This window comes from Alteromonas stellipolaris (assembly GCF_001562115.1).
GTDB classification, from domain to species: domain Bacteria; phylum Pseudomonadota; class Gammaproteobacteria; order Enterobacterales; family Alteromonadaceae; genus Alteromonas; species Alteromonas stellipolaris.
Map to the genome: position 1 here is coordinate 3,355,004 of NZ_CP013926.1, position 22,396 is coordinate 3,377,399.

At 43.3% G+C, this 22,396-nt stretch carries 26 protein-coding genes; 13 read left to right on the forward strand and 13 right to left on the reverse strand.

Features of this window, described 5'->3' with window-relative positions; translation table 11 throughout:
• Window positions 1–448 precede the first annotated feature (448 nt).
• The 6 genes from AVL57_RS14350 to cyoE all read left to right on the forward strand — a co-directional run bounded on the left by AVL57_RS14350 (window position 449) and on the right by cyoE (window position 5,914).
• Complete coding sequence (locus AVL57_RS14350) at window positions 449–868, forward strand: hypothetical protein (protein ID WP_057790256.1); 420 nt, start codon at window positions 449–451, stop codon at window positions 866–868.
• Between the two features lie 188 nt (window positions 869–1,056).
• A complete protein-coding gene (gene cyoA, locus AVL57_RS14355) occupies window positions 1,057–1,998 on the forward strand; it encodes a ubiquinol oxidase subunit II (RefSeq protein WP_057795991.1) in 942 nt (313 codons plus the stop codon).
• Window positions 1,999–2,000: 2 nt separating this feature from the next.
• Entirely contained in the window at window positions 2,001–3,989 is a 1,989-nt protein-coding gene (cyoB, locus tag AVL57_RS14360; protein ID WP_057790255.1) for a cytochrome o ubiquinol oxidase subunit I, read from the forward strand.
• Window positions 3,986–4,618: a cytochrome o ubiquinol oxidase subunit III gene (gene cyoC / locus AVL57_RS14365; RefSeq protein WP_057790252.1), complete on the forward strand. Its 633-nt coding sequence runs from the start codon at window positions 3,986–3,988 to the stop codon at window positions 4,616–4,618. The genes cyoB and cyoC overlap by 4 nt, the downstream gene beginning before the upstream one ends.
• Window positions 4,618–4,986, forward strand: coding sequence for a cytochrome o ubiquinol oxidase subunit IV (cyoD, locus tag AVL57_RS14370; RefSeq protein ID WP_057790250.1), 369 nt, complete (start codon window positions 4,618–4,620; stop codon window positions 4,984–4,986). The genes cyoC and cyoD overlap by 1 nt, the downstream gene beginning before the upstream one ends.
• Window positions 4,987–5,038: 52 nt before the next feature.
• Window positions 5,039–5,914, forward strand: coding sequence for a heme o synthase (gene cyoE / locus AVL57_RS14375; protein WP_197427708.1), 876 nt, complete (start codon window positions 5,039–5,041; stop codon window positions 5,912–5,914).
• A 29-nt stretch (window positions 5,915–5,943) separates the two neighbouring features.
• Here the strand turns inward: cyoE and AVL57_RS14380 are convergent, their stop codons facing one another.
• Both AVL57_RS14380 and AVL57_RS14385 read right to left on the reverse strand, forming a co-directional pair.
• Window positions 5,944–6,252: a putative quinol monooxygenase gene (locus AVL57_RS14380; RefSeq protein WP_057790246.1), complete on the reverse strand. Its 309-nt coding sequence runs from the start codon at window positions 6,250–6,252 to the stop codon at window positions 5,944–5,946.
• Window positions 6,249–6,464, reverse strand: a complete 216-nt coding sequence (locus AVL57_RS14385) for a DUF2798 domain-containing protein (protein ID WP_057790244.1) — start codon at window positions 6,462–6,464, stop codon at window positions 6,249–6,251. Before AVL57_RS14385 ends, AVL57_RS14380 begins: the two co-directional genes overlap by 4 nt.
• Window positions 6,465–6,551: 87 nt before the next feature.
• On the opposite strand from AVL57_RS14385, the gene AVL57_RS14390 reads away from it, so the two are divergent.
• The gene (locus AVL57_RS14390) at window positions 6,552–7,454 is read left to right on the forward strand and encodes a LysR family transcriptional regulator (protein ID WP_057790241.1); all 903 of its coding nucleotides are present in this window, start codon (window positions 6,552–6,554) and stop codon (window positions 7,452–7,454) included.
• Here AVL57_RS14390 and AVL57_RS14395 read toward each other — a convergent pair.
• The gene (locus tag AVL57_RS14395) at window positions 7,402–7,677 is read right to left on the reverse strand and encodes a DUF1330 domain-containing protein (protein ID WP_057790239.1); all 276 of its coding nucleotides are present in this window, start codon (window positions 7,675–7,677) and stop codon (window positions 7,402–7,404) included. The two genes, AVL57_RS14390 and AVL57_RS14395, sit on opposite strands and share 53 nt — an antisense overlap.
• 134 nt (window positions 7,678–7,811) lie before the next feature.
• Here AVL57_RS14395 and AVL57_RS14400 point away from each other — a divergent pair, with 134 nt between their 5' ends.
• On the forward strand, window positions 7,812–8,699 hold the full coding sequence (locus AVL57_RS14400; RefSeq protein WP_231518171.1) for a LysR family transcriptional regulator: 888 nt from the start codon (window positions 7,812–7,814) through the stop codon (window positions 8,697–8,699).
• 128 nt (window positions 8,700–8,827) lie between these two features.
• Here the strand turns inward: AVL57_RS14400 and AVL57_RS14405 are convergent, their stop codons facing one another.
• The 3 genes from AVL57_RS14405 to AVL57_RS14415 form a co-directional block, all read right to left on the reverse strand.
• Complete coding sequence (locus AVL57_RS14405; protein ID WP_057790237.1) at window positions 8,828–9,520, reverse strand: SDR family oxidoreductase; 693 nt, start codon at window positions 9,518–9,520, stop codon at window positions 8,828–8,830.
• A 73-nt stretch (window positions 9,521–9,593) separates the two neighbouring features.
• On the reverse strand, window positions 9,594–10,145 hold the full coding sequence (locus AVL57_RS14410) for a type 1 glutamine amidotransferase domain-containing protein (protein WP_057790235.1): 552 nt from the start codon (window positions 10,143–10,145) through the stop codon (window positions 9,594–9,596).
• Window positions 10,146–10,443: 298 nt separating this feature from the next.
• Window positions 10,444–11,178 (reverse strand): MauE/DoxX family redox-associated membrane protein, encoded by a 735-nt coding sequence (locus AVL57_RS14415; protein ID WP_057790233.1) that lies wholly within the window; start codon window positions 11,176–11,178, stop codon window positions 10,444–10,446.
• A 439-nt stretch (window positions 11,179–11,617) separates the two neighbouring features.
• Here AVL57_RS14415 and AVL57_RS14420 point away from each other — a divergent pair, with 439 nt between their 5' ends.
• Genes AVL57_RS14420 through AVL57_RS14430 form a run of 3 tightly spaced genes read left to right on the forward strand, consistent with a single transcriptional unit; the run spans window position 11,618 to window position 13,105 of the window.
• Complete coding sequence (locus AVL57_RS14420) at window positions 11,618–12,100, forward strand: NAD(P)-binding protein (protein WP_057790231.1); 483 nt, start codon at window positions 11,618–11,620, stop codon at window positions 12,098–12,100.
• A 4-nt stretch (window positions 12,101–12,104) separates the two neighbouring features.
• Window positions 12,105–12,395, forward strand: a complete 291-nt coding sequence (locus AVL57_RS14425) for a hypothetical protein (RefSeq protein WP_057790229.1) — start codon at window positions 12,105–12,107, stop codon at window positions 12,393–12,395.
• Window positions 12,392–13,105 (forward strand): alpha/beta fold hydrolase, encoded by a 714-nt coding sequence (locus AVL57_RS14430; RefSeq protein ID WP_057790227.1) that lies wholly within the window; start codon window positions 12,392–12,394, stop codon window positions 13,103–13,105. The genes AVL57_RS14425 and AVL57_RS14430 overlap by 4 nt, the downstream gene beginning before the upstream one ends.
• A gap of 153 nt (window positions 13,106–13,258) precedes the next feature.
• On the opposite strand, the gene AVL57_RS14435 is transcribed toward AVL57_RS14430, so the two are convergent.
• The 3 genes from AVL57_RS14435 to AVL57_RS21520 form a co-directional block, all read right to left on the reverse strand.
• Window positions 13,259–15,073: a DUF885 domain-containing protein gene (locus tag AVL57_RS14435; protein ID WP_057790225.1), complete on the reverse strand. Its 1,815-nt coding sequence runs from the start codon at window positions 15,071–15,073 to the stop codon at window positions 13,259–13,261.
• A gap of 714 nt (window positions 15,074–15,787) precedes the next feature.
• A complete protein-coding gene (locus AVL57_RS14440; protein WP_057790207.1) occupies window positions 15,788–16,384 on the reverse strand; it encodes a hypothetical protein in 597 nt (198 codons plus the stop codon).
• Between the two features lie 322 nt (window positions 16,385–16,706).
• Window positions 16,707–16,898: a GmrSD restriction endonuclease domain-containing protein gene (locus tag AVL57_RS21520; protein ID WP_082604856.1), complete on the reverse strand. Its 192-nt coding sequence runs from the start codon at window positions 16,896–16,898 to the stop codon at window positions 16,707–16,709.
• 325 nt (window positions 16,899–17,223) lie between these two features.
• On the opposite strand from AVL57_RS21520, the gene AVL57_RS14445 reads away from it, so the two are divergent.
• Window positions 17,224–17,457 carry a ribbon-helix-helix domain-containing protein gene (locus AVL57_RS14445; RefSeq protein WP_057790205.1) on the forward strand — a complete coding sequence of 78 codons (234 nt, stop codon included), beginning with the start codon at window positions 17,224–17,226 and terminating at the stop codon, window positions 17,455–17,457.
• Entirely contained in the window at window positions 17,454–17,741 is a 288-nt protein-coding gene (locus AVL57_RS14450; RefSeq protein WP_057790203.1) for a type II toxin-antitoxin system RelE/ParE family toxin, read from the forward strand. Before AVL57_RS14445 ends, AVL57_RS14450 begins: the two co-directional genes overlap by 4 nt.
• A gap of 158 nt (window positions 17,742–17,899) precedes the next feature.
• On the opposite strand, the gene leuD is transcribed toward AVL57_RS14450, so the two are convergent.
• The 4 genes from leuD to AVL57_RS14470 are packed head-to-tail and all read right to left on the reverse strand — an operon-like array spanning window position 17,900 to window position 22,391.
• A complete protein-coding gene (gene leuD, locus AVL57_RS14455) occupies window positions 17,900–18,496 on the reverse strand; it encodes a 3-isopropylmalate dehydratase small subunit (protein ID WP_057790201.1) in 597 nt (198 codons plus the stop codon).
• Window positions 18,493–19,902, reverse strand: coding sequence for a 3-isopropylmalate dehydratase large subunit (leuC, locus tag AVL57_RS14460; RefSeq protein ID WP_057790199.1), 1,410 nt, complete (start codon window positions 19,900–19,902; stop codon window positions 18,493–18,495). The genes leuD and leuC overlap by 4 nt, the downstream gene beginning before the upstream one ends.
• Window positions 19,895–20,524, reverse strand: a complete 630-nt coding sequence (locus tag AVL57_RS14465; protein ID WP_057790197.1) for an isochorismatase family protein — start codon at window positions 20,522–20,524, stop codon at window positions 19,895–19,897. Before AVL57_RS14465 ends, leuC begins: the two co-directional genes overlap by 8 nt.
• Before the next feature lies 1 nt (window position 20,525).
• Window positions 20,526–22,391 carry a hydantoinase B/oxoprolinase family protein gene (locus tag AVL57_RS14470; protein ID WP_057790195.1) on the reverse strand — a complete coding sequence of 622 codons (1,866 nt, stop codon included), beginning with the start codon at window positions 22,389–22,391 and terminating at the stop codon, window positions 20,526–20,528.
• Between the last annotated feature and the right edge of the window lie 5 nt (window positions 22,392–22,396).

Consider the following 22,396-nt stretch of genomic DNA (forward strand, 5'->3'; position numbering starts at 1 on the left):
ATTTCAAAATATGACTTCTTAATAAAATATGACTGATATTCAAAATATATTTAGGTTGTAAGCCACAATTGAGTGCTTCTACTCATCGCAAAAATCGGCTTACTTAACCGTTATCCCAACTTACTTCGTGCAAGCCAAATCACGCGGAAAAACAAAACATTAAATTAACAAAATCGAATCTGAGCGGTGAGTTAACTATACAAGTCGAATGCACACGCCCAATTTACCGAGCTTTCAACTAACAGCAGCACCTCTACTCTCAACCCTATTAAAGATTAATTATTTGTTAACACGCGTGAAAATCGAAAGTTTTTATTGAGGTGCGTTTTAATAAAGTGGGCATACTCCCCCTTGAGATAAATAGAATTAATCATTACTCTCCCTCGCTGAAATAGCGACTCAAGTTCATTTGATTGCCCCGGCAATTTTCGAGGTTTTTTTACTTAGCATGGCTAATCGACCCCCTTCAATTGATGTTTTTCTGCAGCCTGCTTTCGCAGCGTTTGTGCAGAAGCTTCAACGCTACACAACAGGTGTAGGGGTATTCCTATGGATTGCAAACGCAGCCTTATTGCTTAACGTAGCGTTGATAGCCAGCGGCACAATGGCCGACTCAGGCGAGTTTGTTAGTGCACTCCACGACAATATTGTTATTGAGCCTTTTTTCATTGCCGCTTTTAACCAAGCGCTTTCCCTGTTTTCTCTTCCTACCATTATATTGGTGCTGGTTGGCCTTCAAGTTCATGCTTGCGCCACCGCTAGAGCCCATTTTATTGGTAATGATCAACCTGTTCCTTTCGTTTTTCACGAATACCCTCACCCCTTTATTCAAAAAATTGGTAGCCGAGCCCCTCCTACTCTTAGCTAACCGTTTTTGATGTCGATGTGTAAACACTAATCGTTACCCGAAAACGCTAAATTGCGTGCTTGTCTTTGCGGATTAATCACCACGGCTATCGATTGTCTTCGATGTGCATATCCAGGCTTTTGTTCTGGTTATCGGTGCTGTTTAATCGCGGAATTCCCTTGAACTTACGGGTTATAGGAAAAATGTTTTTGTCTATTCGTAACCTCTTGAAACTAACTTTTACCACAATCGTGCTGATGCTGGCCGGTTGCAGCGGCGGCGTACTCGATCCTAAAGGGCAAGTAGGTGTGGATGAAAAGAATCTAATCATTCTTTGCACCATTCTTATGCTCATTGTTGTGATCCCCGTCATTGTGCTAACACTTTATTTCGCTTGGAAATATCGCGCCAGTCGCGACTTTGAAATTTACACCCCGAAATGGGCCCACTCTACCAAAATTGAAGCCTTGGTATGGTCGGTTCCGGTACTCATTATTATTGCGCTAGGCGTTATTACTTGGCGTTCAACACAAGCGTTAGACCCCTACGCGCCGCTCGAAGGCAAAGGTGAGCATCTCACTGTAGAGGTGGTGTCCTTAGACTGGAAGTGGCTATTCATCTATCCAGAGCAAGGCATTGCTACGGTTAACGAATTAGTTTTTCCTGCTAACAAACCCATTGCTTTCAAAATTACCTCTGAAAACGCCATGAACTCGTTTTTCATTCCTCAGTTGGGCAGTCAAATCTACTCAATGGCCGGAATGGAAACCAAGCTACACCTCATTGCAAATGAGCCGGGTACGTTCAAAGGCATTTCATCCAACTACAGTGGCGCTGGCTTCTCCGGCATGAAATTCGATGCTATTGCCACCCCTACTGAAGCTGATTTCGACGATTGGGTACAAAAGGTTAAGCAAGAAGATACAGCATTAACTTCTGGCTCTTACAAAGAACTTGCAGAGCCCACCGAAAATCATCCTGTGACCTACTACGGCGATGTAAGTGATGGGTTGTTCCACGAAATACTAATGAAATATATGAAAGACCACGGCTCGATGGATTTTTACAGCAAGCCTGATAACGCTGCCACAGGCATGCGAAAAGCTATGCCGGATATGCACAAAGGTCATCATGAAGAGGTTAACGAATAATTATGTCTTTTTTAGGTAAATTATCAATAGAGTCAGTGCCTTACCACGAGCCTATTATTATGGTTACGTTGGCAGTGATTGCTGTAGTGGGTACTGCTATTGCGCTGCTCATTACAAAATACAAGCAGTGGGGAACACTGTGGAATGACTGGATCACGTCTGTGGATCATAAACACCTAGGCATTATGTACATTGTACTGGCTATGGTGATGTTACTACGTGGTTTTGCCGACGCTATTATGATGCGTACCCAGCTTGCGGTAGCAACGAATGGCGCACCAGGCTATTTGCCACCGGAACACTACGACCAAATTTTCACTGCCCACGGCGTGATTATGATCATCTTTATGGCCATGCCATTTATGATTGGTTTAATGAACATTGTGCTGCCACTGCAAATTGGTGCCCGTGATGTGGCCTACCCTTTTTTAAATAACTTAAGTTTTTGGCTTACCGCTGGCGGCGCCATTCTCATAAATATTTCATTAGGTATAGGTGAGTTTGCAAAAACAGGTTGGGTAGCTTATCCGCCAATAGCGGGGCTTGAATTAAGCCCGGGGGTTGGCGTCGACTACTACATATGGGCCTTGCAGATATCAGGGCTCGGCACGCTACTTACTGCGGTTAACTTTCTAGTGACTGTATTTAAGATGCGTGCACCGGGCATGAAATTGATGCAAATGCCAATCTTCACGTGGACATGCACATGGGCAAATATCCTTATTGCTGCGTCGTTCCCTATCCTTACGGCAGTGCTAGCTATGCTAACACTAGACCGCTATCTAGATTTCCACTTCTTCACTAACGAAGCTGGTGGTAACTCTATGATGTACATTAATTTATTCTGGGCATGGGGCCACCCTGAAGTTTACATTTTGGTGCTACCTGCTTTTGGTATTTTCTCAGAAGTTATTTCCACCTTTACGGCAAAACGCTTATTTGGTTACACCTCAATGGTGTATGCATCGGGTGCAATTGCTATTTTAGGCTTTGTAGTATGGCTGCACCACTTCTTTACTATGGGCTCAAGTGCCAATGTAAATGCGTTCTTCGGTATTATGACCATGGTTATCGCTGTGCCGACAGGGGTGAAACTATTCAACTGGTTATTCACCATGTACCGCGGCCGTCTCGTACTTAGCGTACCTGTTCTATGGGCGTTGGGCTTTATGGTGACCTTTACCATAGGCGGAATGACAGGTGTTTTATTAGCCATTCCTGGTGCCGATTATGTACTGCATAATAGTCTGTTTTTGATTGCTCATTTCCACAACACCATTATTGGTGGAGCGGTATTTGGTTACTTGGCAGGTTTTGCGTTTTGGTTCCCGAAAGCCATGGGCTTCAAGCTTGATGAAAGAACCGGTAAAGCTGCATTTTGGTGCTGGCAAATTGGTTTCATGATGGCGTTCTTACCACTGTATGTGCTGGGCTTCTTGGGCATGACCCGCAGACTTAACCATACCAACAACCCTGACTGGAACTTATGGTTATATATTGCTGCAGTAGGGGCGTTTATTATTGCCTTTGGTATTTTCTTCCAGCTATTACAGTTGTACATAAGCTTCAAAAATAAAGACAAGCTTGATGACACCACTGGCGATCCATGGAATGGACACACACTTGAATGGTCTACGGCGTCTCCGCCTCAGTTTTATAATTTTGCGCACATTCCTCACATTAAAGATATTGATGCGTGGACAGACGCAAAAGAACGAGGCGACTCTTACCAAAAGCCTGAGAAATACGCACCTATTCACATGCCAAAAAACACCTCTGCTGGCGTATTCATGAGCATGAGTTTCACCGTAATGGGCTTTGCGCTTATTTGGCATATTTGGTGGTTAGCCGCTGCAGCGCTTATTGCTGGAATAGGTGTATTTGTTAAGCGTTGTTATACCTCTGATGTTGATTACTACGTTCAGGTAGATGAGATAGAAAAAATTGAACAAGCGCATTTAGCTGCCAATGCGAGAGGAGCGTCTGTATGAGCGCATTAGCAAATGATATAGCTCAGGATATACACGAAGAGCAAGCGTTAGAAAGCGGTCACAGCCACGAACATCACGAAAGCAATACGGTATTTGGCTTTTGGCTGTACTTAATGACCGATTGTTTGTTATTCGCGTCGTTTTTCGCAACTTACGCTGTGTTGTTTATGAACACGGCCGGGGGCGTGTCTGGAAAAGACATATTCGAACTAAACTTTGTGGCGGTTGAAACCGCCGCGCTACTGGTAAGTAGTATTACCTTCGGCTTCGCCATGATTTGTGCGCACAAGCAAAACAAACGTGGTGCATTGGCATGGCTTGCTATTACGTGGGTGTTGGGTGCTACCTTTATAGGTATGGAAGTGTATGAATTCCATCACTTAATCGTGCATGGTAACGGCCCTCAAGAGAGCGCCTTTCTTACTGCCTTTTTCTCACTAGTAGGCTTACATGGTATTCATGTTACGTCGGGGCTTATTTGGATGACCATTTTGTTTATCGAGGTGTCGCGCAGAGGTTTACCTGAGAAAACGGTCACAAGACTAAGCTGCTTAAGCTTGTTCTGGCATTTCCTCGATATCGTATGGATTTGTGTTTTCACCGTTGTTTATTTAATGGGGGCAATGTAATGGCGCATCAAGATAAACACACCACGGCTCATGCTGAATCGGCTCATAATAACGGCGCTCACTCACAAGATCATGGCGATGTGAAAACCTATCTAATTGGTTTTGTGCTTTCAGTGATTCTGACGGTTATCCCGTTTTGGATGGTAATGGAAGGCGACTTCTCAAAAGTGACCACCCTATGGAGCATCGTCGCTTTTGCACTTGTACAAATTTGGGTTCATCTAAAGTACTTCCTTCACCTTAACTTTGTAACTGAAGACGGTCGAGCCAGTACCATTTCGTTTTTATTCAGCGCACTCATTATCTTCATGGTAGTAGGGTTGTCGATTTGGATTATTTACGAATCAAACGCCATGATGATGTACTAGTGCTTCGCTAGTACTGCAGCACTGAAAAAAGGTAAACAGTAAGATGAACGTTATACTTCGCCGTTATTTATCGGTGACCAAACCCGGCATTATTATGGGAAATTTAATTTCCGTAGCAGGTGGTTTCTTACTTGCCGCCCGTGGGAATGTTGACTGGCCTTTAATGGTAGCGACCTTGGTTGGCCTGTCTTTGGTAGTAGCATCAGGATGTGCAGTTAACAACTGCATAGACAGCGACATCGACACCAAAATGCAGCGAACACGTACTAGGGTGACAGTTACCGGCGAAATGTCGTTGAAAGCAGCCTTCTGGCACGGTGTCGTACTAGGGGTTGCGGGGTTCGCTTTACTGGCTTTTTACACCAATCTAACGGCAGTGTTTTTTGCTGCCTTAGGCTATGTGGTTTATGTAGGCGTATACAGCTTATACATGAAGCGCAATTCTGTGTATGGCACCCTTGTGGGTAGCTTATCAGGGGCAGTACCGCCCGTGGTAGGCTACTGTGCAGTAACGGGTGAGTTCGATACGGCCGCTGCGATATTACTGGTTATGTTCAGCATATGGCAGATGCCCCATTCTTACGCCATTGCTATCTTTCGTTACAAAGATTACGAAGCTGCCAATATACCAGTACTTCCCGTAGCAGAAGGCATTGCAAAAGCTAAGCAACACATTGTGTTATACATTGCGGTATATGCCATGGTAACGCTGCTGTTACCCATTAGTGGCTATACAGGTGTGGGCTTTTTGGCCGTCGCCTTTTCCACTAGCTTATGGTGGCTGATAATGGCGCTACGAGGATATCGCCGCGATATTAATATTGAAGGCTGGGCTCGCCAAGTGTTCGGGTTTTCGATTATCAATATCACGGCGCTCTCAATTGCCATGGCTGTGGATTATCACAGCAATGTTTTAAGCCTTTTTTAGTTAAACTTTTTTACGTATCGATGTAGGTGCTAGCTCGCTTCTATGGGAGAGAGGTGGCGAATTTCAGGTGCTGTTGCCAAAATGGTTTCATACAGTGCAAATACCGACTTGGTATATTCTTGCGCGTAATGAAAATCTAAGTCGGCCTGGCGTTTAAAGTGTTCAACCAAAATATATTGGCCATTTTCTCTATCTTCAAAAACATCAAAACGAATACACCCTGGTTCACCTCTAGTGGGGATGAGAAGGCGTTGTAGTGCCTCGATTCCCTTTTCATAGTAGCGCGGCTGTGGTTGAATAATGGCAACAATATGCACCGGTTTGTCGGCTTTTGTCATGAATTTGATCCTATGATTTTTTGGGTTAATAATTTAATTGGCTTAGCAAGGCCATACGCAGCCACAAAGGCCATAGGGTAAGCCTTAATGAATGCTATTGACCAATCTGAGAAAAACGTATCTGTGATCCCTAAATTAATAAATGTCACCCAACCGGACATCAGTCCTGACAGACAACATGAAAACAGCGCAGTAAAGATTATTCTTTCCATCCAATCCTCCTTTGAGCGATGTTAGTGTATACATGTGTCGCTTGGTGAGAATAAACGAAATGGAAACCTTAGATTGCAGGAAATGATGTGCTAGATGACTTAACGCTTTTTATCGAAGTAATCCAAAGAGGCAGTTTCGCTAAAACGGCGGAAGATTTGCGTATATCTCCCTCAGCATTATCAAAACGTATCGCAAAACTTGAAATGCGATTTGGTGCCCCTTTACTGTCTCGTTCGTCTAGGGGCGTGGTATTAACTGCATTCGGTAAAATGATATACGATGATGTTGCCGATGTTATTTTACGCGTAAAACAAAAGGTGCAAGCATACGACAGCACACAACTTAATATGCTTAGTGTGTTATGCCCACAAAATTTGGTAGCCGGCCCATTATTTACGCCATTCAGTGAATTTCAATTTGCTCACCCAACATTACAACTGCGCATAGAGCCTAACAACCGCAACGTATTAACGAGTCAAAAGCAATTTGATATCGCGTTTCGGGTAGGAGAACAGCAAGATTCTTCATTAATACAGAGAAGAATGGGCAGTGTTTCCGTTCACATTGTTGGAAGGAATAATAAACTCAATACATCTCATCTTTTTGTACCCTACACCATCAAACAAATTCCCAACGCTGAGCAGTTTACTAATTTATCCGACACGTATGATAATGTGCATTTCGTGGGTGATATTACGCTAGCGAGACAGTTTGTAGCGTCAGGGAATGGGGCTGCACTGTTACCCAGCACTGAGATTCAGATACTCATAGATGATAAAACGCCTGATTTGCAGTTTCATAGTGAGCAGTTATTTGCTCGCCCCATCTATGCATTGTGGCCTAATTCATCTAGCCCAAGTATTCAAGCGGCTGAATTAATTGAAAACGTTCATCGCTACTGTAGTGCCACTCCATCGTTGTGCGGCGAGGCCTTGTCTACACCAAATGAAATTGACTATGCATACCTGAATCGCGAAGGGAAACAATAGCCTGATACGCCGCACTGTTGTACCACGCCTTTGCGCTTTCTTTGTCAGGAAACGCAATGACAGCTTTCATCGGATGCTCAGACTCACCATGTAATACCTCTATGTGACCTTTGGCAATAAATTCACCGCTAAACGGCTTTAATGTTTCGGCAGCTAAAGCGCTATATTCAGCTATGACGGTTTTGTTTACTGGGGTTAGGTCAACGACAACTAAACTTTGCATCTTTTGGTTCCTTATTAATGACTATTTAATAACTGCGTTTCATCTGTTTTCGTTGACTCAAGATAAACCCGTAATGCATATTGAACAATACACACTATTTGAACACTTTGTTTAATATTATGAACACCGTTAAAATGGCCCCGTTATTACTTATTTTTGTTGAAGTTGCGCACAAGCGATCGTTTACATTAGCCGCTAAAAAGCTAGGATTGAGCAAGTCGGCGATTAGCCAACAAATTACAAAATTAGAAAGTGAAATAGGGCAACAGCTCCTTATACGCAACACCCGTGGCGTAATTCTGACTGCCGTTGGCGAGAAGCTACTTGCACGCAGTGAGCTCCTTAGTGAGCAGATAGATCTCACCGTTCTAGAATTGGACAACGCAAAAAGCTACCCCAGTGGCTTATTTAAAGTATCGGTTCCCCCTTTTTTCGAAAAAGACATTGTTGTCCCTGCATTGAGACAGCTATGTATAGAATTTCCAAAGCTTAATCCACAATTATTAGTAACAGGTAGATGGCAAGATTTAATAGAGAATAAGTTGGATGCCGCCATCTTCGGCGGCAACATCAAAGATTGTGATTATCGAGCGCTGTCAATTGGTAAAGTGTCAGAAATATTTTGTGCTTCGCCTCGATACATAAAGCAGCACGGCAATATAAACAACATAGAAAAATTGCCAAATCACAAATTTATCGCCACCGAATGGCAACATGACACGCTACATTTATTTGATAATAACCATGCCAATGAAGCGCTAATTGACGTGAAGCATTATGCAAAAACCAACACCCCCACCACGGCCTTAGAAATGGTACTAAATGACATGGGCGTGGCTTTACTTCCTGAGTTTCTAGTTCACTCTCTTTTAGCCGAAGAGCAGATTAAAAGGGTGATACCAAGCGTTCGAGGAAAAGCGTGGCATTTTTATTTTCTTCACCACTATAAGGGAGAGAAGCCACTTCATGTGACACGTTTTTATCAACTTTTTAAACACTATTTTACTAAAGTAAATAATTAAGCTTATTTGCTAAGTATGTGCGATCAATGAGTGGGACATGTTGAACATTTAAAGTATATGGCAGCGGAAAGTTCTACACCCGCTGCCATATATACCGTGAAATTACACATATTAAGCTTGTAAGTCGTCTACGACGTTGGCATAACGTACACTTCCCGTACGCATGCCGAATCATTAGCTGAAAGGGCAAACAACACCGATTTGGCAATATCTTCAGGTTGTAGTTTGTCTTCTTTGGGCTCATCGAAAAATGGTGTATTAACCATACCAGGGCAAATAGTGGTGCATCTACCGCCCCACTCTTTCATTTCTTCCGCTAAGTTTTGCCCAAAGCCATAAGCAAACCATTTACTTGCGCCATATACAGAACCTTTTAGCGCAATGCGTCCTGCTACCGAACTGGTTAATATAAAGTGTCCTTTAGTTTGTTTAAGTAAAGGCAATGCTAGTTTAGCAGTGTATAAAAGCCCGTTTATATTGGCGCCCAGCATGCTTTGCCATTCTGCAACGTCGCCATTTTCGATACCAGCGCTTTTGGCTCCTGTACCCGCATTCGCAAATACACCATCTACCTGGCCGTAATGTTTATTGACTTTACTGAACGCCTTTTCTAAATCATCGAAATCGCTCACATCGGCAGTAACTGCGAATGCATTTCCATCGCCAAGCTCTGCCACTAGGTCGTTAAGCTTGTCTTCGCTTCGAGCAATTAAGGCAACTTTATTGCCTTCATCTACCAACGCTTGCGCAGTCGCTTTGCCAATCCCGCTTGATGCGCCGGTAATTACAATAACCTTTGAATCTGTTTTCTGATTCGACATTCCAACTCCTATCCAATCTATTTATTTACCCATCTAAATCTTTGCTAGTAAGTGCGTATCTCACCTACAAATCTTAAGCAATGAGCTGACTAATCTTCTCTACGAAAGCAGGAATATCATCAGGGTTTCGACTGGTAACGAGTTTGCCATCTTGTACAACTTGTTCATCTTTCCATGTTGCGCCCGCATTTATTAAATCGGTTTTAATACTTGGGAAAGAGGTAACCGTGCTATCTTCTGCCAGTTCAGATTCAACAAGTAACCAAGGCCCATGGCAGATAGCGGCAAGGGCTTTTATACGAGGCTCAGCGTGCGCTTGCTTTATAAATGCAACTGCGTCGCTATTGGTACGTAAAATATCAGGGTTAATTTGACCGCCTGGCAATACCAGCGCATCGTAATCGCTTGGCGCTACCGAAGAAACTTGGGCATCTACCGATATCTGTTTACCCCAATTGCCTTCATTCCACGCAGTGATACTGCTTTGATCGTCAATTGATAGTATCTCTACTGTCGCCCCCTGCTCTGTAAGCATATCTCTTGGCTGCACAAGCTCACTTTGCTCAAAACCATCGGTAGCTAAAATTGCGATTTTTTTGCCTTCTAAATTTTGTTGGTTACTCATAATGAAGCTCCTATTTCATATTCAACATTGTTGCCATTTTCTATTCAGGTGTCTGCGTAATGCAAAGCTGAAAAGTGAAGATTACTGGTGCGTATGCTTTTCTAAGCTGGCAACTCGGATAACTAACTTGTTTGTGTGGCTTTAAGACTGCAATAACCAAACCACTGCCATAAAAACCTTAAGCATCTGTTTATATTTAATTTTCTCTAATACATGAAAAGTTAAGGTGCTTTGGCCAGCACCTTGAGCGTGCGACTTTTTCAGTACTTATGAAGGTTTTACATGAGGATGAACCCTGCTACATGTAGAAGAACATCAACAGAGCACCAGCTATCATAAACAGATTTTCAGTTAGCGATACAAAGCCCAATGGCACATTACTGTCGCCACCTACACATGCACACTTTAGCTCCCGCTTGTCGATATACACCGCTTTAATAACTGAAACTGCTCCTACCGTGCCGATAAACAGAGAAAACGGCGCCACTAGCAATGCGGGCAATTGAGCCACCATTGCTATACCCGCAAAAGCCTCGATAAACGGATAGATATAACCGTAGCGAACCCATCGCATGGCGAGTAAATCGTAGGTGATAAATGAATTGGTAAAACTGAATAAATCTTTAAGTTTTTGTACTGCTAGTAACGTCATTGAAAACGCAATAAATAACATTAAAGTACGCAGTGAGAAATACGCACTCGCTACAGCATATTGAGATGCTAAAGCTAATAACGCTGCAACAGAGAATATGGCTATTACTGGGGTGTAAGTTGTACCGGTTTGGCCTGCCTCGCCTTTTCCAAAATACGTACGCAACTCATCGTACCCACCTATCCTCTCGTTGTTTATAAAAGCTTGTGGCGTAGTTTTTACATCGTGCTTAGTTTTAAACGCATCGGTTTCTTCTCTGGAAGTAAGCGGTCGATCGTCTATCTCATAGCCTTCTCTTTCGAGCAAATCTTTCGATCGTAAGCCAAATGGGCAAATATGATTGTCGGTGACCATTCTGTAAAGGATTGCCGTTTTACTCATGTTTCTCCCCTTTTTTCATCTTTGCTAATAGTGTTGGAACGATTGCATAAAACTCGCTAATAGCATCTTTTGCTAACGTTGCAGTGCAGTACTCTCAGCGAGTTGCTTGACAGTATGTGGTGATATGTAGTGATATTTACCATCGCTGTGAATGACGGCCGATGGTTGCGAAGCTTCACAAAAGCCAATTCAAATAAGCTCCATAAGAAACACTTACTTGATAGCATCCCTAAGCCTGTAAATTGCTCACACTTTAACCGCTCAATACGTCAACAGATAGGTAGTTACAATATTCGTACCGACTACACCGCGCACCACCGAATTGGTCGGTATAAGCGCAAAATTACTCTTCTATCCACGTTTAACTCACCTAAAAATAAACACAGAATTAACATTTGCGTTACCATTCAATTACAGATGGTTGAAAGGGAAGAACGACATGGCGTCAGTGCAACATGATGATATACCGCATTTTGATGTACTCATTATTGGTGCAGGGCTTTCGGGTATTGGCACCGCTTGTCATATTAAAAATACATTCCCCAAAAAATCTATCACACTACTAGAACGGCGAGAAACACTGGGTGGAACCTGGGATTTATTCAAATACCCAGGTATTCGCTCAGACTCTGACATGCTTACATTTGGCTACAACTTTCGCCCTTGGAACAAATTACATACGTTGGCCGATGGGCCTGCAATTAAACAATATATTTCTGATACTGCAGATGAATTTGGGGTAACAGAGAAAATTCAATTTGGCGTTAAAACGATAAGTGCTAATTGGGATAATGAAATAAGATGCTGGACGGTTATAGCGCTTCACGATAAATCGGGTGAGAAACGCAAGTACACCTGTGGGTATTACATAAGCTGCACCGGCTACTACAATCAAGATGCGGGATATTTGCCGGTTATTTAAGTACATGCAAGACAAGGAGTTCGAGGTAGCCGTACCTGAAGATCATGATAATTGCGCACTCGATGACGGTATCATGGATTCTTTGCAAGCCGGCTACGTGCAAAGAGGCAAACACCAACTCCCCCGCCAAGGTACTAAATACCCTTGGAAAGTCACTATGCACTACGGAAAAGACAGAAAAATGTTACTAGACGACCCCATCGAGGACGCTGCTTTGAATTTCTTTAAAAAAGAAAACAGTACGTATAAAGCCGCTCCCTTAAACAACATAACAACAAAAGAGGCATCAGCATGACCTTCGTTTTTTTACACGGCTCTGGTTGCACAAGTAACGTGTGGGAACATCAAGTTTCGTTTTTCAACAATAGCTTGGCGCTTAATTTTCCAGGCCACCCTGAAGGGGAAGCATTGCGCGATGTGAAATCTATTGCGAAGTGGGTACTTAACACCGTTGAACAACACGATTTAACAGACGTGGTAGTCGTGGGCCATTCTTTGGGAAGTGCTGTTGCCATGCAAGCTGCTCTGCTTGCTTTAAGCAACTCAACGACATTTGATGCCAATAGACTTAAAGCACTGGTGCTCATTGGGGCTGGCGCGAAATTAAAAGTAATGCCTCAACTGCTTACTTCGCTATCCACGCTTATAGAAGAAGGCGGAGAATTTCCCGATTACCTGCTGGCTTCAAACCAACAACTGCAAGAGCCTTTAAGAACCCAAGTGAATACGGCAATTATTAACAACGGTGTAGCGGTTATGTTGAACGACTTTACTGCTTGTGACCATTTCGACGCTATGCAAGAGATAGGCAGCATTAATTTGCCTGTACAACTCATTGTGGGTGATAAAGACATTATGACCCCCGTTAAGTACTCTGAATACTTACTCGCGCAACTGCCTAATGCCCAATTAGAGATTGTAGAAGCCGGCACCCACATGGTGTTTGCCGAACAATATGAAAAAGTGAATGCATGCATTCAACGTTTTGTTGATAGGTTAATCTAAGCAGTAATACGGTAAAAGCAAAAAAGGCGTTACCCTCACACAGGTAACGCCTTTTTACTTTGTAAATTAAGTGTTTGTTTGCAGCGTTTAGATCTAACTTTGCATCGCCAATTTTTGCTTGCGCTATTATTGAACGCTGTTTATAAGCACTTTTTAATTAAGCGTATCTTCAATATAGCCGTCAACTATTTGTGCTAATACATCTAATGGCACGGCACCATTTTTCAGTACTGCATCATGGAATTCACCTAGAATAAACTTATCACCTAACGCTACTTTCGCCTTTTCACGCAGTTCTATAATTTTCATCATGCCCACTTTATACGCAGTGGCTTGGCCCGGCATAACGATGTAACGTTCAATTTCAGAGGTTACGTCAGATTCGGCCATACCTGTATTCGCTAGCATGTACTCTATGGCTTCTTCACGCGTCCAGCGTTTCGCATGAATACCGGTATCAACCACTAGTCTTACTGCACGGAAGAGCTCGGCTTGCAAACGGCCGATATTGTCAAACGGATCGTCTTGAAACCCGAGTTCCCATGCCAAGCGTTCAGAATAGAGCGCCCACCCTTCGATATAAGCCACAAAAGGCGCAACCGTTCTAAAAATAGGTAAACCTTCTAGCTCCATTGCAATGGCAATTTGGAAGTGGTGACCAGGAATGCCTTCGTGATACGCAAGTGTTCGCATGCTGTAGGTAGGTGTTGCTTTAATGTCGTAAAGATTAGCAAAGAAAACACCAGGACGAGAACCATCGAAAGCAGGCGGTTGATAATATGCACCAGGCGCCGTTTTCTCTTTAAACAGTGGAATGCGTTTCACTTCCATACCCGCTTCTGGGCGTACTAAAAATGCATCGCCTAGGCCCGCATCAATTTCATCTAAAATAGTTTGGTAATCGGCTAGAATTTGCTCCCGTCCTTCATCCGTATCTTCATAATAAAAGCGCTCATCTTCTGCTAGCGTATTTATTGCCGCGGTAAAGCCTTGGCTAACATCAAACCCTTCTTGCGCTAAAATGGCTAAGATCTCAGCTTGAATACGATCAACCTCTGATAAACCCACATTATGAATATAGTCAGCAGAATAATTCGTGGTAGTGAAGAAACGCAGGGCAAGTTTATAAGCCTCATCTCCGCCGTCTAAATGCCATAAACCATCATCTGTACCCGCTTTTTCCTTAAGAGCAGTAAAGTAATCGATAAGCATTTGGTAAGTAGGATAAACCGTATTTTCTATTTCTGTAGCAACGTTGGATAAAAGTCCGTCGTAATCAGCTTTAACAATGGCTTCAGACTCTTCCATGCGGCGCTGAACCGAGGTATACAGAATATTTTCTTTCACTGGCTTATCGATAAAGCCCTGCATTTCATCTATTACCCTTTGAATAACAAAGCGTGGTGGAAGGATATTTTTCTCTTCCCGCAGGTACATACCTTCAAGCATTTGCGTGAAATAGCGCTTACTCTCACTTAAGCGATTAATGTAATACTCAACGCTTTCTACATCAGTAATAGGATGTTGACCATCCATGAAGCTCGGAAAGTTGCTTTGGGCTCCAGACATTTGATTAAACGGGTAACTATGATATTGATATTTTTCGAACCCGCTCAATGTGTTAAGCAAGTAAAGGGCGATGTCTTTGGATAATTGCTGATCTTCATCCAAATTTTCGTATTGCATAAGCACACTTTTAACCTGCATAAGCTCATCAAATGTGGCTTGTGACGAGGCTAAGCTGGCATCATCAAGGTGGGCGTTATGACCTGTAATACCCATGCCATCCAACACACCTATAGACGTTAACGTTTCTGGGCTCTTCAATGCCTGCTTGATAAGGGTTCTGTCTAGAAACACACGAAATGAAAGCGGCTTTTGCGCATTCCATTCATACGTTCCCCACGCAGCTGCACCCAGTATAATTACCAGCACACCTATGCCTAACCATTTAAAAAATGTTTTCATTCTGTCCCTTATTATTTTATTTGTTTTATAGAATATAGACGCTGAAGTTCGCGCTTTGCGAGCTCTACATTTATTCAGCGGCGCAGGAAAGTCAATAAAAAGGCTTTTGAGGTGTGGCTTTACGTTATTAAAATATCAATACACAGTGCGGTGACAACGATAGAGCGCCTCATGTCTAGTCGCTTACATCTAATTTAGTACTGTCACAGGGAAGATTCGATTTAATCTGACGGGCAGGAATAGACAAGGAGCGGACGTTCAGGTATTAATTCATGAGATTCTGCATTTTGCCAATTGCAGCCGTTTAAAAGAAGTTCTCTGGAAGGCAGATGTGAACCTAAGTGGACAGACGAGCGTTAAACCTGCCGAAGATGTTTATGTCATTTGCGGATCTTCATTCCACCTTGATTGAAATAGTGGCAATCGTAGCATTCTGGATAATCAGTTCCTTATTGGTGGACACACTATCCAGTGATCATTTTCAATTATTTTGAATTTTAAGACGAAAAGCACCGTATCTTCTTAAATACGGTGCTTAACAATCACACTTTCGTTGATTTCGAATGCATTACCCGATACAAAATAGGCAAAACGACCAATGTTAGAATGGTCGATGAGATGATCGGAAACAGATTTGGGCTGAGAAGAATTTAGCTCAAATCTAATCTGACGCTGGCACCAGAAAAACTGGGTAACTGTCAGATCAGGTCTGAGCTAGTACACTAAAGTACAGTATTTCCCAAGCTTATAATCTGCTATAAAAATGGGTTTTAACTCCTTTTTATATTTTGGAGTCCAAACCACTCTGAATTCATGTTGCCCCGAAAACTCGGGGCCTTTAATAAATGCCGGGTTCATTCCCAAGTTTTTACCGTCCCAGTGCTCTTCTCTGCTTTTGTAAACAACAGGCATCCAATTAACTCTTTTAATCAGAACCTTATGATTAATTGCAAGAGTAAGCGTTTCAATAAACCCTTTAATATCATGTATTCTGACGCAACTATTAGAGCCTTCCAGTTCTTTCAAAACATCTGTATCGCAACTCGTCGAAAAACAGAGTACATAGCAATCAGCTGCATTAACACTACTGCTATAGCTCAAATTTTTGACACTCTTAAGGTCATCTTCTAATGAAGTAACTGCTCCGTACTCATACCCGTTAACATCCTTTTGAAGGTAAGCAACCATATCTTCTCCATCTGGCCCTTTCATTTCAACTCGACGCCCTGACTTGACCCTACTCCCAGTCATATTAGTAAAAAGTTTTTTTGTTCCCTCAAATTGGTCTTGGATCCCCTTACCGTGTTCCATGCGTCTAAAATCGTATAGGGTTCCTATTCTTAGTATTCCTAGCGCACACAAACTAGTATTGAATCTGCGTTCTGTGAATCTATAAATATACTTCAACTTGTAATTCCTTTTAACATGGGCTCTCTACTCCTAGCAGGAAGTACTCTGTAATACACTGCTTATTTCGAGCTCTTCACTTCTAATCGGCGCAGGCCGCTAACTGATTATTAATTACTCTGCGTTCGCGGGGTTTAAATTCCAATTTAAAAATTTCTGTAATTTTAATGAACTTGTCTAAGTACTTGCATCAATAAGAATAGTTCGAAGGCATCCACTTAGAGGGTCACTTCGCCCCCTTTGATCGATTGGCTCTGGCATAAACAGCGATTGTGTTAATAGGGGCGTTCGCAAATTCTCTTCTTAGTACAAGTGGCCAACCATCAGCGCCATGCTCGTAACCCCACTTTAGAGGCACTATATGGTCAATATCAAGGTCATCATCGTAATAGACTTTATCAGTGTAGTAACTGTATATCTAGACAGACACCTAACTCTCAATAATGAAAATAGCTTGGTTAGCTATGGCAATTAAAGCAGAAGGCCGGTATCAGTCGGGGGGGCGTCAAAAATTCACGCACTGACGCCATCAAGTAATCAATGCGCTAACTTCCGCTGCACGTACACAGGAGCTGCACACGCAACCCCGTACAGCCAAAATTTCAATAGATTCCGATACTTCCAAAGCGTCGTCCACCTCGATGCCTGTCACCGACAAATGAGTCTGTTGATAAGCCATTTTTTTTTACATTTAGAGCGTTTGGTGTAATATCGCACCACCTCTAATAAGTTGGACATTAGTCATGCCTAGACAAAGTATTTCACTAACTGAAAAAAATGATGCTTGGTTAAAGCATCATGTAGAAGGCGCCAAAGAATATGCTAGTAAAAGTGAACTAGTTAATGAACTGATTCGCCAAGCACGACGGAATGAAGCCATTAATCAAAAGTTAATGGATGTGGAGTCTTCCAGGTTCGTCCACCAATCGAAAGAACAGATACTAAGCGAATTCAAAAGTGTGCTGAATTCTAAGTGAGCGATTATAAGCTCTCGGCAAACGCTAAAGAAGACTTAAAACGAATCTACATCTTTGAATTCGAGCACTTCGGTGAACAACAAGCTGATGTGCATTACGATGCGTTTTTTGATGCATTTGAGCGCATAGCAAGTAACCCCAATGCTTACCCATCAGTAGACAATATTCGTGCTGGCTATCGACGTTGTCCGTGTGGTTCAGATTCAATTTATTTTCGAATCCGCAACAATATTGTTGAGGTCATGGCCATTATCGGAGGACAAGATACGGACATGTGGCTCTAACCTTCGAAAAGCCACTCACGTCTCCATGGCTCCGTTGTGCCGGTTGCCAGAGCAACATTTATGATAATCAGCTTTTCACTCTTAGTCTGTTCAAATTAATCCAATAAATTGCCTATCCACCTTCACACAAGGCTCTCTGTTGGCGTCTAATAGAACGTCTATATAAGCAATGCTTTTCTTTCGTACTCCGCAATAGCGTTTTCTTCCAGTAATGTTCTTCCTATTTTATCTACTCCAGTTATCAAATTTTGTTTATGGTGAAGCGGAATAGCAAAACTGAAAACATCACTGTTAAAACGAACCTGCTGATTGCTTAAATCAACAAATACCAATTGGTTCGGATTCTGCCGACATTGCATTGCAATATCGTCAACCACATCGCGGGGTAACGTAATCGGTAAAATCTGATTATTAAGGCAATTCGCATAGAAAATATCAGCAAACCCTTTGGCTATAATCACTCTAAATCCAAAATCAGCGATAGCCCATGGCGCATGCTCACGACTAGAACCACAACCAAAATTTTCACCTGCAAGTAATATTTCAGCGCCAGCATACACAGGGTCATTGAGCACACAATCTGGGTTCAAAACGCTTTCATTGGAGTCGAGGTAACGTACATCATGGAGAAGATGCTTTCCAAAACCTTGACGCGTTATTTCTGTCAGAAATTGCTTTGGCAGTAGTTGATCAGTATCCACGTTATTTTCTACAAAAGGTATTGCCTTAGATTCAACCGTTATTAATGGCTTCATGGCTGCCTCCTTAATAGCAATCTAACATCGGTGAGTTTACCTTTTAGTGCCGCACCAGCGGCCATGGCTGGACTGACTAAGTGCGTTCTAGCGCCTCGCCCCTGTCTGCCTTCAAAGTTTCGATTGCTAGTAGACGCACAGCGGTCGCCTTCTTTAAGCACGTCATCGTTCATCCCTAAACACATTGAACATCCGGGCAATCGCCATTCAAACCCTGCATTGATAAACACGCGGTCTAGCCCTTCTTCTTCCGCAAGTTTTTTTACTCGCATCGAACCTGGTACCACAATAGCTTTTACTTGTTCGGCCACTTGTCCATTTAATACCACCGCAGCGGCTTCTCTTAAGTCTTCTATTCGACTGTTTGTACACGAACCAATAAATACATGGGAAATAGCAACATCGCCTATGTTCTGACCAGCGTTAATATCCATATAATGCAGTGCCTTTTGCATAGCGCTACTGTCGCCGTCAGAATAACTGTCAGGCAATTGAGGTACGGCTTCATCGATGCCGATAACTTGCCCTGGGTTAGTTCCCCACGTCACCTGAGGGGATAAACGAGACACATCAATGTCGACTGTTTTATCAAATTTTGCATCAACATCTGAAAAAAGCATCGACCAAGCGGCTTTCATTGCCTCGAACTTCTCTCCTTTAGGCGAAAATGCTTTTCCGTCTAAGTAGCGAAATGTGACATCATCCGGTGCAATCATGCCTGCTTTCGCGCCGGCTTCGATACTCATGTTGCAGATTGTCATTCGCCCTTCTATCGACAAACTCGATATCGCGTCTCCGCTATACTCCACAACAAACCCGGTTGCACCGTCGTGTCCAATTTCTCGAATTAAGGCTAAAATCATATCCTTAGCGAAGACCCCTTCGGGTAGCTCGCCATTAAAATTAACCCGCATATTCTTTGCTTTGGTTTGACGAATGGTTTGGGTAGCTAACACATGCTCCACATCTGATGTGCCAATGCCAAACGCTAGCGTACCCAAAGCGCCATGGGTAGCGGTGTGCGAGTCGCCACACACCACTGTCATACCAGGATGGATAAGCCCCATTTCCGGCCCCATAACATGCACAATACCTTGGTGACTATCTCCTACTGGATATAAGACGATATTATTAACTTGGCAGTTTTTAATTAATGTCTTTAACTGCAACGCGTTCTTTGGACCACATGCATCAAGACTCGTCGACTGCGTAGAAATGCTATGATCCATTGTCGCTATCGTTAAGTCAGGTCGTCTTACTTTTCTGTTGAACTGTTTTAAACCATCAAATGCCTGAGGTGAAGTCACTTCATGAATCAAGTGCCTATCAATGTAAAGCAACCCGTCACCATCAACTGAAGTAACAAAGTGCCTGTCCCAAAGCTTGTCATAAAGTGTTTTAGGCATGGTCGTCCTCCGCTTCTCTCTTAGCAAAATATGACGACACAGTGTCAAGACTGACAACTTCAGTATACTTTGCGTGTAGGTCGTGCAAGTTCGCTTTGTGAGCGTCAATGTTTCTGTCTCCGCAGGCTTCTTCGACCACCCATACAGGAAAATTACACGACAATGCATCTACTGCGGTTGCGCGAACGCAACCGCTGGTTGTTAAGCCACACACCACTACGCTGTCCACCCCGCCGGCTTTTAACTTCTCGTTTAGCTGGGTGCCAAAAAAAGCACTTGGGGCGGTTTTCTCAATTAACGTAGCATTATCAGAAAACGATAGGCGGGGGTCTATCTCAACCCACCGGCTACCTCGAGCAAGCATATCTAAGTCAGGCAAATGCTGTCTGAACACCGATTGCTGGCTGTCGTTGTCATACACAACTGTGGAGAAATAAACGGGTAAGTCTGCGCCATAGAAGTCCTGAATTAGTGCTTCAGCGGCGGTAATTTCACTATCAAATACACCGCCAAGAGGACTTTCGGGTGACGCAAAGCCTACTGTCATATCGACAACAATTAACGCAGGGCGCACGCCAAAGACGACACCTTGCGAGAGTAAATCGCTACTACTAAGCTGCATACTATTGTCTCGCAACGTTGAACGATGGTGATACAGGTGCGTCTAAGCCTGTTTCCTCTTTCGCTTTGGCTTTAATTTCTTCTATTGTTCCGCCACGATCAAACAGCGACACTTCACCTCGCTGTTCTTTCAATGTCGCTCGCAAGCGCTGGGTTTCGGTGTCGTTTACCGAACCATTTTCAATCACCACACCGTATCGACGCGCGCCTTCTAAAGACACTAATCCCCTGGCGACATCATCGGCTACCGCATTGGGGTCACGATCAAATGGATCGCCCCAACCGCCACCGCCCCATGTATCGAAATACAATACATCACCCGCTTTTACTGCAATGCCCTCACATTTGGCAGGCAGAACTTCTGTGCTGCCATCTTCTCGAATGAGGCGTTTTGTTGAACGTTTACCTGGCAAGCCCCCATTAACGCCCCAAGGGTAAGTTAACCACCTGTCATCATGAATAGCGATGGCGCCATCACACAGGAACCGATACCCCACCGACAAGCCATTACCTCCGCGATGCAAACCAGGGCCACCGGAGTCTGGAATAGTTTCATACGTTTCAACACGTAGGGGAAAATACGCTTCAATAAATTCGTTCGGTACGTTAGTAAAACCAGGCCATAAAGAATGTCCGTCTGGCCCATCACCCACAGGCCTGCCTGGGATACCACCAAAGCCAATCTGGAAGAGTTGGAACCACTCTCCTTTATCGTCATACCCAGAATAAAACAGATGGGGAGAATCAGAGAAACCAGCTGCATTCATGGCATCAGGCGCACCTTGCCCTAGTAGCCCTCCCATTACGTCAAAGATACGGCCTAATGCGTGCGTTCTTCCCGAAAGGGCGGCTGGAAAGTTTGGTTTAAGTAAGCTGCCTTGAGGAATACGCACGTCAACTAAGTCATAAAACCCATCATTGAACAGTATTTGAGGGTCCACCAAATTGATAGTAAATGAGCCGAAGAACATCTTGAACATGTCTTCATTTAAGTAGAAATTTATTGAGCTTTTCGCTTGCGGATCGGTGCCTTCAAAATCAAAAATTGCCTTTCCATTTTCCCGCCACATCTTGCAGCGTATTTTGTATGGCCCCATGCCCACACCATCGTCACATAAATAATCTTCAAATACGCGAGGCTCTTCTGGCACCAACATATTGATAATGGCTTCCATCGCAACATGGTTACGCTCGAGCATGATTTCCATGGTGGAATAAAACATATCGTCACCGAAACGCTCGGCTATTTCTTGGCAGCGTTTTGCCGCCGTTTTACATGCTGCCACAAGTGCGTTTAAGTCAAAACGGTTCCACTGAGGCGTTCGCACATTGTGCAAGATGAGCTCTAATATATCGCTTTGAAGCACACCTTTTTTATAGAGTTTTGTGGGTGGAATTCGAATACCTTCTTGAAATATGGTCTCCGCTTTAATGGGTATTGAGCCTGGCACCATTCCGCCGTTGTCTGACATATGACCAAACATGGCAGACCACGCAATGTGTCGCCCCTCTTTAAAGATAGGAACAAGAATAATCCAGTCGGGTAAATGAGAAACGGCTGCATTTGTCATGTAAGGGTCGTTGGTAAGGATGATATCCCCCTCTTCTAACTCGCCCTCAAATGCACTTAAGAAACCATGAATGAAAGAACCAAATTGCCCTACTACCATTTTGCCGTCTTTATTAGCAATCATGGGAAAGCAATCACCCTGCTCGCGGATCCCAGGGCTCATTGCGGTACGAAATAGCACCGCATCCATTTCCTCTCTGGCATTACGCAATGCATTCTCAATGATATCCACGGTAACCGTATCAACGTCAATTCTGGTCAACTCAGCTGTGTTGGTTTGTTTAATTTTATTATTCATAACGC